The sequence below is a fragment of the Marinoscillum sp. HNIBRBA16962 genome (assembly GCF_057801515.1).
Genome location: NZ_CM173603.1, coordinates 134,754 through 146,847, shown reverse-complemented (window position 1 = coordinate 146,847; position 12,094 = coordinate 134,754). Strand labels below are relative to the sequence as shown.

At 45.0% G+C, this 12,094-nt stretch carries 11 protein-coding genes; 10 read left to right on the top strand and 1 reads right to left on the bottom strand.

The window, feature by feature from the left end:
• Positions 1–40: 40 nt before the first annotated feature.
• The 5 genes from AC3E9V_RS00700 to AC3E9V_RS00680 all read left to right on the top strand — a co-directional run bounded on the left by AC3E9V_RS00700 (position 41) and on the right by AC3E9V_RS00680 (position 7,377).
• Positions 41–1,414 (top strand): sensor histidine kinase, encoded by a 1,374-nt coding sequence (locus tag AC3E9V_RS00700; RefSeq protein WP_488751257.1) that lies wholly within the window; start codon positions 41–43, stop codon positions 1,412–1,414.
• A gap of 56 nt (positions 1,415–1,470) precedes the next feature.
• The gene (locus AC3E9V_RS00695; protein ID WP_488751256.1) at positions 1,471–2,346 is read left to right on the top strand and encodes a dienelactone hydrolase family protein; all 876 of its coding nucleotides are present in this window, start codon (positions 1,471–1,473) and stop codon (positions 2,344–2,346) included.
• Between the two features lie 375 nt (positions 2,347–2,721).
• Positions 2,722–5,490 carry a DNA polymerase I gene (gene polA, locus AC3E9V_RS00690; protein ID WP_488751255.1) on the top strand — a complete coding sequence of 923 codons (2,769 nt, stop codon included), beginning with the start codon at positions 2,722–2,724 and terminating at the stop codon, positions 5,488–5,490.
• 14 nt (positions 5,491–5,504) lie between these two features.
• Positions 5,505–6,452 (top strand): threonine ammonia-lyase, encoded by a 948-nt coding sequence (locus AC3E9V_RS00685; RefSeq protein WP_488751254.1) that lies wholly within the window; start codon positions 5,505–5,507, stop codon positions 6,450–6,452.
• Positions 6,453–6,474: 22 nt separating this feature from the next.
• On the top strand, positions 6,475–7,377 hold the full coding sequence (locus tag AC3E9V_RS00680; RefSeq protein ID WP_488751253.1) for a diacylglycerol/lipid kinase family protein: 903 nt from the start codon (positions 6,475–6,477) through the stop codon (positions 7,375–7,377).
• 178 nt (positions 7,378–7,555) lie between these two features.
• Here the strand turns inward: AC3E9V_RS00680 and lgt are convergent, their stop codons facing one another.
• Positions 7,556–8,344, bottom strand: coding sequence for a prolipoprotein diacylglyceryl transferase (gene lgt / locus AC3E9V_RS00675; protein ID WP_488751252.1), 789 nt, complete (start codon positions 8,342–8,344; stop codon positions 7,556–7,558).
• Positions 8,345–8,507: 163 nt separating this feature from the next.
• Here lgt and AC3E9V_RS00670 point away from each other — a divergent pair, with 163 nt between their 5' ends.
• The 5 genes from AC3E9V_RS00670 to AC3E9V_RS00650 all read left to right on the top strand — a co-directional run bounded on the left by AC3E9V_RS00670 (position 8,508) and on the right by AC3E9V_RS00650 (position 12,028).
• Positions 8,508–9,284, top strand: a complete 777-nt coding sequence (locus AC3E9V_RS00670; RefSeq protein WP_488751251.1) for a GNAT family N-acetyltransferase — start codon at positions 8,508–8,510, stop codon at positions 9,282–9,284.
• A 56-nt stretch (positions 9,285–9,340) separates the two neighbouring features.
• Complete coding sequence (locus AC3E9V_RS00665; protein WP_488751250.1) at positions 9,341–9,928, top strand: hypothetical protein; 588 nt, start codon at positions 9,341–9,343, stop codon at positions 9,926–9,928.
• A gap of 11 nt (positions 9,929–9,939) precedes the next feature.
• Positions 9,940–10,212 carry a DUF3303 domain-containing protein gene (locus AC3E9V_RS00660; protein WP_488751249.1) on the top strand — a complete coding sequence of 91 codons (273 nt, stop codon included), beginning with the start codon at positions 9,940–9,942 and terminating at the stop codon, positions 10,210–10,212.
• A gap of 60 nt (positions 10,213–10,272) precedes the next feature.
• Positions 10,273–11,175 carry an AraC family transcriptional regulator gene (locus AC3E9V_RS00655; protein WP_488751248.1) on the top strand — a complete coding sequence of 301 codons (903 nt, stop codon included), beginning with the start codon at positions 10,273–10,275 and terminating at the stop codon, positions 11,173–11,175.
• A gap of 100 nt (positions 11,176–11,275) precedes the next feature.
• Positions 11,276–12,028 (top strand): SDR family oxidoreductase, encoded by a 753-nt coding sequence (locus AC3E9V_RS00650; protein WP_488751247.1) that lies wholly within the window; start codon positions 11,276–11,278, stop codon positions 12,026–12,028.
• Positions 12,029–12,094: the final 66 nt, after the last annotated feature.

The following is a 12,094-nucleotide window of genomic DNA, read 5'->3' as shown; positions in this document are numbered from 1 at the left end:
TTTTTGGGGGTCTTGGCCCCCTTTTTTATTCGCCGCCTTCATGAACAAAAACCCGGACATAAGATCCCAGCCCGACCGGCTGGAGAAAACCCTCTTTGAGCTTATCTGTCTGATGATCATGGCAGTAATGGCCCATGGTATGCTTCAGGGGCTTATCCTCTACGGGATTACACTGCTTTCCATCATCGAATTCGGTGTTTTTTTATTGTGTGGGTTTTTTTATTACCTGTCAAAATTCAAAAGGCTATTTAACCAGGTGCGTATCCCACTGATAATACTGGTAAACGTTATCCTGGTTTTCTTTTGGTTTTGGCTAAGCGGTTTTCTCGGACCTACAGCCATCGGTGCAGCAGCTACCGGAATCGTTACTATTTTGCTGGCCCCGCAAAAACTCAGAATCCCACTGGTCATAATCACCTTTATCTCCATGGTGACCCTCGTTGTCCTTCAGATGAATACCGATTGGGTTCGTACATCCGCTGGAGATTATGAAACGCTCCCTTATGATTTTTTGGTTGTTCTTTTCAGCGTGTTGCTGATCATTCTCTACCTCAAATCTGAATTTGACAAAGAAAGGAGGATCGTCCTGCAGCAAAACCAGGAGCTGGGTTTTCTGAATAAAGAGCTCGCGAAATCCGTCAAAGAAAAAGAAAAGATCATCAAAGAGCTGAAGTCCACGCAGCGGAAACTGATCGAGTCAGAAAAGATGGCTTCCATTGGCAGGTTGACTGCCGGGCTTGCTCATGAGCTTAATAATCCGCTGAATTTTATAGGTGGCAACATACACCCTATCAAACGTGATGTGGATGAGCTCAGGCAATCCATTGGTGAAAAGCTTGCAACCCAGAATCAGTTCCTCTTAGAGGAAATTCACACCTTGCTGAATAATATAGAAGAAGGATCAACTCAGGCCAACAGTATTATCGAAAACCTCCTCAGGATCGACCCGGGCTCCAAAGACGATAAAGAAAAGGAAATAAACCTGGTAGAGGTAATTAAGCGAACCACAATACTTGTACAAAAAGCCAATGTGAATGTAGAAATGTCCCTCGTCATAAAAGATGACCTGAAAATTACAGGAAGTGTAATTGAACTCAATCAGGTCCTTCTCAACGTGTTTAAGAATGCAATTGATGCGGTTTCGCGTAAACGAAATCCGAAAATAGTGATTACGGCCCTTAGAAATAAGAAAAATGCTGAAGTACAGGTAGAAGATAATGGTCCGGGCATACCTCCCAAGATCAGATCCCACATTTTTGAGCCATTTTATACTACCAAAAGAGAAGGTGCTGGTACGGGTCTGGGTCTATACATTTCATACGGAATCCTCAAAAAACATGGTGGAAGTATCCAGCTGGATGTAAAGCACAAAAAGGGTGCAAAGTTTATCATAAGATTGCCTCTGGCTCCCTGAGTCAAAACAATCGGAGGGTTTTTGAGCTTGTAGATTACAACCAAAACCTTTTTGCTATGAAACTGAAAATCTTTTCAATCCCATTATTAGTAATAGCTTCCCTGGTATGGCTCCATACCAATGAAGAAGAGTCCGGGAAGACAGCCTACCTGGATAACAACCTGGCCAAATGCCATCTAACTACCCAAAAGTTTGCAAATCTTGCGGATGATAATGACTTTTTGAACATCCACCTGGATCCCGAGCCATTTGAGAATTTCCAGGGCTCAGGTGAAATGATCACCTACCCCGTAGAAGGAGGCGAAGATGCTAATGCCTATTTTGTTAAATCTCCGAAGCCTTCAAATGAGTATTTATTTGTGATCCACGAATGGTATGGACTGAATGCTTATGTGAAAAACGAATCAGAAAAATTTGCTGAGCGCTTCAACGAAATGAACGTCATTGCCCTGGACCTATATGATGGAGGTGTAGCAGAAACCGGCGACAAAGCAAGGGAGCTGATGCAGGGAGTAAAAACCGAACGTGCCCTGGCTATCATCAATGCCGCTAAAAAATTTGCGGGAAAAGATGCAAAGATCTACACCGTAGGCTGGTGCTTTGGAGGTGGATGGTCGCTACAGGCGGCCATAGAAATGGGAGACCAGGCCAGCGGAGCAGTGATGTTTTATGGAATGCCCGAGCAAGACCTTGATCGCCTGAAAACATTGCAATGTGATGTGCTGGGTATTTTTGCTGAGCAGGACAACTGGATCACACCGGAAGTTGCTGAAAAATTCAAGGAAAAAATGAGCAAAACGGATCAGCAACTTACGTTGAAATCATACGATGCTGGTCATGGCTTTGCCAATCCCAGCAACCCGGTATATAATGAAGAAGCGGCCACCAATGCATACAAAGTCATGTATGATTTTATCATGGCTCGCAGATAATTTTCCGGCTTATTCACGTGTTGAAAAATTAGCTTTTAGCTCTTAGCCTTTGGCTTTTGGCGCGGAATTTTAATTGTGACCGACCAGGGCGACGGACCGCACATCCGATGCCCCTGTTGGAGTTGTCTCCAAACAGGCTGATGAGCGCATTGAGGCCCGGCCAGCCAGGCATTCGTGGCCTGACTGTGCCTTCGCGCGCCGTGCCGTCGGTAAGCCTCTGGCGGCCGATGGTAGCTTCGGCGAAGCAAGGAGCATTAGTGTAAGAGTCCGAAAGTGGCTACTGCTGGCAGGTTGGACTGCGCGTCCCGGTAATACTCAATAATTTGGGAAGAGCATCATGCCCATTTCAGGGTGGGTTAGCTTAACTTTACCCACATGAGTGAAAAGAAGAAACTATTCCTGCTCGATGCAATGGCGCTCATCTACCGGGCGCATTTTGCACTGAGTCGAAACCCTACTCCCATTAAAAATTCAAAAGGGGTTTACACAGGAGCAATTATGGGTTTTACAAACTCCTTCCTGGAAATTGTAACCAAAGAAAAGCCAAGCCACATTGGTGTAGCATTTGATACAAACGCCCCTACCTTCCGCCATGAAGAATACAAAGAATACAAGGCTACCAGACAAGCCCAGCCGGAAGAGATCAGGGATGCCATACCATACTGTAAAAAACTGCTGGAGGGGTTTAACATTCCGGTCCTCGAAAAAGACGGATATGAAGCTGATGACCTGATCGGCACCCTGGCAAAAAAAGCTTCCAAAGCGGGTTTTGAGGTGTACATGATGACCCCGGATAAAGATTTCGCTCAGCTGGTGGAAGAAAACATCTTCCTCTATAAGCCGGCATATATGGGCAACTCGGTAGATATCCTGGGGATACCTGAGGTGCTCAAAAAATTTGACATTGAAAAAGTGGAGCAGGTCATTGACGTTTTGGGACTCAAAGGAGATTCTGTAGATAACATCCCGGGCATCCCGGGAATAGGCGACAAAACAGCCTCCAAATTGCTCAAAGAGTACGGCTCAGTAGAAAATATTGTCGCCAATGTGGACCAGTTTAAAGGAGCGCTCAAAAAGAAAATAGAGGAGAATGGAGAGCAGGGAATTTTTTCTAAAAAGCTGGCCACCATCAATACCGAATCTCCTATAGAGTTTGATGAGGAGCTTCTGAAGTCCAAAGATCCTGATAAGGAAAAACTTACAGCCCTTTTCAACGAGCTGGAGTTCCGGACCATTGCCAAACGAGTCTTTGGAGACACTGCTGCAGAAACGCAAAACGGTCAGCTGGGATTGTTTGGTGACGACACCTCTGCCCGGGAGGTGAAATCGAGCAAAGCAGGCCTCGATGAAAAAAAGGTGACCTACCAACTTGTAGCTTCTGAAAAGGACCGTAAATCCCTGATTGATGAGCTTGTTAAAGAGAAAGAATTTTGCTTTGATACCGAAACTACCAGCCTGGAGCCGGTAGAAGCCAGGCTGGTGGGTATAGCATTCAGCATCAAAAAGCAGGAGGCTTTCTACGTCTCTTTCCCGGAGGATGAAAAAGAAGCCCGGAAAATTTCAGAGGAATTCAAATCCCTGTTTGAGAACGAAAAAATCGGAAAGGTCGGGCAGAACCTGAAGTACGACATTCAGGTATTACGGAACTACGGCATCACCGTAAAGGGCCGGATCTTTGACACCATGTTGGCTCACTACCTGATCGACCCGGAAACCGGTCACAGCATGGACGTACTGGCAGAACAATATCTGGATTACAAACCAATTCCTTTTAGCGAACTGGTGGGGACGGGCAAGAAGGCCAAAAACATTCGCGAAATAGACCCGGAAGAAGTCACCAAATACGCCTGTGAAGATGCTGACATCACCCTCCAGCTGAAATCCAAACTGGAGCCCGAGATCAAAGAGTTTAACCTTGGCAAGCTGTTGCATGAAGTTGAGGAGCCTCTGTCTTTTGTGCTGGCAGACATGGAATACGAAGGGGTAAAAGTAAACGAAGAAACCCTGAAGGTGATGTCGAAAGAACTGGAGGGTGAAAGCCGCAGAGTACAGGGCGAAATCTTTGACATAGCCGGACAGGAATTCAACATCGGCTCGCCCAAGCAGCTTGGTGAGATCCTTTTTGATAAGCTCAAGCTGATCGAAAAACCCAAAAAAACCAAGTCAGGACAATATGCTACCGGAGAAGATATTCTCTCCCGCCTGGCAAACGACCATGAGATCGCCTCCAAGATCCTGGAATTTCGGGAATACCAGAAGCTAAAATCCACCTATGTGGATGCCTTACCTAAAATGGTGAGTCCGGTGGATGGCAGAATTCATACGGACTACCGGCAAACCATTGCTGCTACAGGTCGGTTAAGCTCCAACAATCCAAACCTCCAGAATATTCCGATCCGCACCGAAAAGGGCAGAGAGATCAGAAAAGCATTTGTGTCACGTAGCGGTGATTTCAGAATTCTTTCAGCAGACTACTCGCAGATAGAGTTGCGGATCATGGCCGCTTTCTCAGGAGATGAGAGTATGGTGCAGTCTTTCAAAGATGGCGTAGACATTCATGCCAATACAGCCAGCAAGGTTTTCAAAGTGCCATTGGACGAGGTAGATCCCGGAATGCGACGCAAAGCCAAAGAAGTAAACTTCGGAATTATCTATGGCATCTCGGCGTTTGGCCTGTCCCAAAACCTGAACATCCCGCGTACTGAAGCAGGCGAGATCATTGATGCTTATTTCCGGGAGTTTCCAAAAGTGAAAGAGTACATGGACGGCATCATCGAAAAGGCACGTAAGCAGCAGTACGTAGAAACCATTCTGGGTCGCCGAAGATATTTGTCAAACATCAATTCCAGGAACTTTACCATGCGGGGTTTTGCAGAACGCAACGCCATCAATGCCCCCATTCAGGGTAGCGCTGCTGATATGATCAAGGTAGCCATGATCAAAGTCCACGACTGGATGAAAAAAGAAAAACTCAAATCAAAAATGGTCATGCAGGTACATGATGAATTGGTCTTTGATGCTCATGAGAGTGAGCTAGACCTGCTGACCAAAAACGTCAACGAATTTATGAAAACAGCTATCAAGCTGGACGTGCCCATGGAAATAGGAATGGGTCATGGCGCTAACTGGCTGGAGGCACATTAATGTCTAAATCCTCTATGGAATCTATACCTTCTTTCAGTGATATCAGAAGAGCACACCAGCGGATCTCAAAGATCGTGCTGGATACACCGGTCATGACTTCACACTCCATCGATGAGATGTGCGGGTGCCATGTGTATTTTAAATGTGAAAACTTTCAAAAGGTGGGCGCCTTCAAGATGCGCGGAGCCTCCAACATGATCATGGGTTTTCGACCGGAGGAGCGGGAAAATGGTTTTGCCACACATTCATCCGGGAACCATGCGCAGGCAGTAGCGCTTGCTGCAAAACTAGCCGGAAGCAAAGCCTATGTAGTGATGCCTGAAAATGCAACTTCCGTCAAAATCAATGCGGTAAAGGGCTATGGCGCTGAACTCATCATGTGTGAGCCTACGGAATCAGCGCGGGTCACAGCGTGTGTTGAAGTCATTCAAAAAACCGGGGCTATTTTTGTGCCCCCTTTCGATGATTACCGGATCATAGCCGGACAAGCCACTGCTGCAAAAGAGCTTATCGAAACAGTAGAGCACCTAAACACCATTATGACACCAGTAGGTGGTGGAGGATTAGCTGCAGGTACGGCATTGGCAGCTAAATACCTCGACCCAAACATAGAAGTAATCCTAGGTGAACCTGAAAAGGTAGACGATACGTACCGATCCCTCAAAGCCGGAAAGATCCTGCCCGTCCAAAACTCTGATACCATTGCAGATGGCTTAAAGGTGACTGTAGGGAGGCGAAACTTTGAGATTATACAGACACATGTGAAGGAGGTCATTACAGTCACCGAGAAAGAAATAATTCAGGCCATGCGAACCATCTGGGAACGTATGAAGATCATCATTGAGCCCTCCTGCGCGGTTCCATTCGCAGCATTGCTAAAACGAAAAAAAGATTTTGCCGGAAAACATGTGGGTATTATCCTTACAGGCGGTAACGTAGACCTTGAAAATCTGCCGTTTTAGGGCTTTTTTAATTGTAAAAAATTTGAGTAAAAAACTTTTCATTGTAGCTAATCCCGCCTCTGATATCAGAAAGCTGGAATCTGTTCTAAGAGAACTTATGGATTTTGCCGTAGCTAAAAATTATAAGTTTGAAGTCTTTCTTACTTCCAAAAGCCACAATGGCTGGAAAACTGTAGAAGAAAATTTTGATCCTTCATATACCGACCTGGTCATTTTGGGCGGTGATGGTACCATCAATGAATGTGTGAATGGTCTGAAATACGAGGTGCCCATCAGCATCATACCTACTGGCAGCGGCAATGATTTTGTGAAAATGATCAATATAGGTGATTGCCTGGAAGACCACCTGCAGGTCATTGCTAAAGGGAAAACTATTCAAGTAGACCTGGGGATATGCAATGGCAGAAAGTTTGTAAACGGTGTGGGGATGGGCTTTGATGGGCAGATAGTGGCAGATATGCTCCGGCGCAAATCATTTCTTCGTGGTGCGACGAAATATTATTATTACGTGCTTCGCATCTTGGCTACTTATAAGCCACGGCTTTTCAACTACCAAATAGCTGATCAAAAGCTAAAAAACAACCTGATCCTCCTCTGCGTAGGTAACGGATCCACTTTTGGAGGAGGCTTTAAGCTAACTCCTGATGCCGATCTGCAGGATGGTAAGCTGGAGGTATGTGAAGTGAAAGCACTTTCCGGTTTGAAACGGTTTCTCAATATCCACCGTCTCCAGGATGGGACACACGGGCTGCTGAAAGCTGTAGATTTCTACCAGACGAATAGTGTAAGGGTGGAAGCCAATCCAGCTATAGCCGCTCACATTGATGGCGAGTATTTTGGGAATCCGCCCTTTGAATTCTCTATTCTGCCTAAAGCGCTTACGATAAAGGTCAAAAATCCGAATTTTAAGAGATTTAGCAAGTAACGTTACACAGCTAGCTTGCAATGGCAAAAAGCACATTTTGAAACCTGAAGTTAGATGGAATAAATAATGGAAAAGCGTTTTCGATCCGGTCTCCTTAGGTCAGGCTTTAGCCGGACCGGAGGGAGTGAATAGAGCCCTGGCTTAATATTCCCAAAGTTTCCGGACGAAGTTTAAAGCACTAATCTCCTTTTAACCTGCGCTGTTGCTTTCGGTATAAGTAAAAATAAGCCCACAAAGCTCCTGCAATAACGAAAATGGAGATAAACTGCGAGTGGGAAAGCACATCCTCAATGATGAAACCTCTTCGGCCATCTCCCCGGAAGATCTCAATGACCGACCGGCCTGCTGCATAGAGCATGATGTAAATAAAGAATAGCTGACCTTCGAATCGTTTGTGTCGCTTAAACATCAGCAGGATCACCAGAATCGACAGGATCAAAAACACAGAATAAAGTTGTGTCGGGTGCAAGGGTGTATTTAACGGTTCTGCCTGTGTTGCAGGGTCCGTAAATGTGATTCCAAGAAAGCTGTCCGTTGGTTTACCGTAGCAGCAACCGGCAAAGAAACACCCCATCCTCCCAAACACATGAATGATACAAGCTGAGATCGCTATCCGGTCCAACATCGGCCATACAGGCCATTTGTTTTTACGGAAGTACCAGATAGTAGCCGGAATGGCAAAAAGCAAAGACCCATAAAAAACAAAGCCTGTCCGGAAATTCTCAAACATGTTGGACATGGGGCTGAAGTAATAGCCGGGATCTTCCAGGTAAAAGAAAAACTTACCTCCGACAAAAGCCGTCACAATGACAATGATCGCCAGGTTTTGGATCTTATCAGCTGAGATATTTAGCTCCCTTTTGGCTGTAGTGGCCATGTAGAAATAGCCCATTACTGCTCCGAGCATGATCATAAACCCGTAAGTGTGAACGGTAAAGTCTCCTATCGTAAAAAGTTCCGGATGCATGGTTGTCTTTGATGTTGTAAAGTTTGGTGTTTAAAGGTAGCTGAAAACATACCTTCAATAAAACTTTTTGATAAGGTATGATTGCTTTAATATCCATAATTCAAATTGTGTTAGCATTGTAAAGTCCAAAATTATTGTGCCACATGATCAACCACTTGTATGTATGCCCGGTATTTTACAGTTAATAGACAAAAACTTCCTCCTTCACGCTGCTAAAATCCCAGACCAAACTGCTGGTATGAAGGTAATGCACTCTGAGAATGTATCACTGATCTACAGCGGCTTGTCCTGTGATACTTTTAATATCATTCACATCACAAACGGTAAGGACATTACAGACCTGGAGTTGTCTGAATCGGTAAATTATTTCAGAGATCGGAAGCTTGATTTTTGTATCTGGGTTAGTGAAGAAAACCTTACAGGCGAGCTGCTGTCCTGCCTGTCTCAGATGTCACTGGTGCGCCAGGGAGAAGAGGTGGGTATGGCCCTGGATCTGGAACTTTATAACCCTGTCCCGTCCGATAAACATCAGCAAATCACCAGAGTGACTGACCTCAGCAAACTCAGTGATTACAGCCGGGTGATTGCCGAAAACTGGAACCCTCCGGACCAAAATGTTTTAGCTTACTATAAAACCACGGCTGATCATTACCTCCATGAGGAAACCGGTGTAATCCTTCTCCTCTATTACCAGCAGAATAAGCCACTGGCCACTGTAGAGCTTTTTCCTTCAGATCATGAAACCATTGGGATCTATGGGCTGGCTACACTGGAAGATGCCAGAGGCAGAGGGATAGGGTCGGCATTGATGACCTACACCCTAAATGAAGCTAAGAAACTGAACTACAAATGGGCGGTATTGCAAGCCTCAGCTGAGGGATTCGGGATCTATCAAAAGCTCGGTTTTCAACAGTACACTACCTATTACGAATATGCTTGATCCACCTAAATCTCTGCTTGTTTAGAACTTAAACAAGTATTTAATAATATTGGACTATGATCACTGCAACACCATCTGACCGCCAAAGAGTCTCAGCCATCATCCAGGAGTCATTTCATGACAATCCCAGCGTGGTTTCTGTCATCAATCCCCGTAAACCCAACAGCCTCAAAGCACTCGCTGAGTATTCTTTTGATACGGCGATTGTGCGAGACGGGGTTTTTCTTTCCAGTGACCGGGAAGCAGTAGCCATCTGCTACCGATACAACGCCAAAAAAGAGGGGCTTCGCGATCTCCGGAATCAGGTATTGCTTGTCCTTCGCTGCATAGGACTCAGCCGGGTGCCGTCCGTGATGAAAAGAGAAGCTTATGTAAAAAAGATGCGTCCAAAAGACGGCAACTTCCTGTACTTCTGGTTTTTTGGTGCCACGAATAAAGGCAGGAGGAATGGGGCCGCTAAAGAACTTAAAAAAGGGATTTTTGATCTCTCAGAGAAACACAAACTTCCTGTTTACCTGGAAACCTCTGTAGAAAAGAACCGTCGTGTCTATGAATACTTTGGCTTTGAAGTCTACCACAAGTGGGATCAGCCTCGGGGTAAAACACTTTATTTTATGCGAAGGGAGCCATCCCAGGACCAATAATCAAATAAATTATGACCAGATACATGATCGTTGAAAGGTTTCGTAAAGATCGATTGCGGGAATTATATGCAAAATTTGATCAGGAAGGGAGACTTTTACCAGAGGGAGTAACCTACATCGATAGCTGGATTGATAAAAAGGTGGAGATCTGTTTTCAGCTAATGGAAAGCGACTCGCTCGAAAAGATCAAAAGGTGGACTAAAAGATGGTCTGACTATGCGGAAATTGAAATTTTCCCAGTTATAGATTCAGCTGACGCCAAAAAAAAGGTCCTGCAGAAATAATGTCATCTTCGTGACCGAAAAACACAACTTTTGAACTTTTGAGGTATAAATATTCTCCTGATGCAGTTACTTAGCATTATGCTTAAGATCTTACCTCAGCTCTTTTACGAAAGTGACCATATCCAAAAGCTTCTGGTTGATGGTCTTTCCTGTGTGATTTATAAAAAGCTCACCGAAGAGGTGCATCATAAAGAAGGCTATGTCTCTACGCATGCCATTACTCTGGTATTAAAGGGGCGCCTCCGCGTAGAAAATGATAAAGGTTTTGTCACTGATGTCCCGGCAGGAAAGATGATCTTCTTACCCAAGGGGCTTTATACAATTTCAGATATGATGCTGGATGAAAATTATTTTGAAGCCATGGTTTTCTTCTTTGATGAGCAGGTCATTGCACAGTTTGTAGATTCCCTAAACCTGAAGGGTAGCTCAGAAAAATGCATCAGCCATCAAATACTTGATCATACGCCTGATCTACAGGTTTTTACACAGTCTTTGCTGGACCTCTACAATCGGGGAAATGTAAAAGCTCATCGGGATCTGACCCGGATGAAACTGTTTGAATTCCTGTGCCTGATCGCCGCCTCTTCGCAAGTCAATTGTTTTCCGGCTGCACTGGCCACACTCAACAACAAAGAAAAGCGGGGCCTCAGAGCATTTATGAATGCCAACTACAGCAAACCGCTCAGCATTGAGGATTATGCCTACCTGACCGGGCGTTCGCTCTCCTCTTTTCGGAGAGATTTTAAATCAAAATTCGGAGTCTCCCCAAAAAAATGGCTGATCGATAAGCGTCTGGAGAAGGCATACGACCTTTTAAAAACGCATAGTAATGCCACGGTCATTTCTGTAGCTCTGCAGGTGGGGTACGAAAACATACCGCATTTTATCAAAGCATTTCAGAGCAAGTATGGCATTACTCCCAAACAATTTTTGATCCAGGAACGAAAAAAAGTACTCATCTGACATTACTGACCGAAAAACAATACTTTCGGATTTTAGCCAAAAATAGCAGCTCCATACTGCTCTAGTTTTGACTCATTATTCATTAAAAACAATTTGAAAAATGGGAAAACTAGAAGGAAAAACTGCCGTGATCACTGGCGGCAATAGTGGTATCGGTTATGCCACAGCTAAGCTCTTTTTGGAAGAGGGCGCTAAAGTCATCATAACCGGAAGGAACGAGTCGGCAGTAAACGAGGCTGTAAAAACCCTCGGACCAAATGCACATGGGATCACCTCTGATGCACGAAATATGGCAGACATCAATGCCCTCCCGGGTAAAGTTGCCGGATTGACTGATAAAGTGGATATTTTATTCGCCAATGCCGGAGTTGGTTTGTTTGCCCCTTTTGAGCAGACTACAGAGGAAGTTTTTGACTCCAACATTGATATCAATTTCAAAGGGGTATTCTTTACGGTGCAGAAGCTACTGCCCATGATCCCGGAGAGAGGATCTATCATCCTAAACTCCAGCATTTTGGCGCACAGTGGAGCAATAGCCACCAGTGCATACTCTGCTTCAAAGGGCGCGTTGCAGGCTCTGAATAAAACCCTGGCCATTGAGCTTGCTCCGAAAAACATCAGGGTAAACTGCATCGATACCGGACCGATTAGCACCCCGATCTATGGCAAAATGGGTATGTCAGAAGAGCAACAGCAAGCCTTTGCTGAGGACATTCGGAAACAGATCCCTTTACTGCAATTTGGGAAACCTGAAGATGTTGCAGAGGCGACTTTGTTTTTGGCATCAGAAGGCAGTGGTTTTATGACCGGATCAGAGATCACTGTAGACGGCGGAAAAGCAGCGGCTTTTTAAATCTAAACTGAATTGGAGTCGGGTTTCACATCCGACTCCATTAAGCTCAGGCATTTACTACCTTAG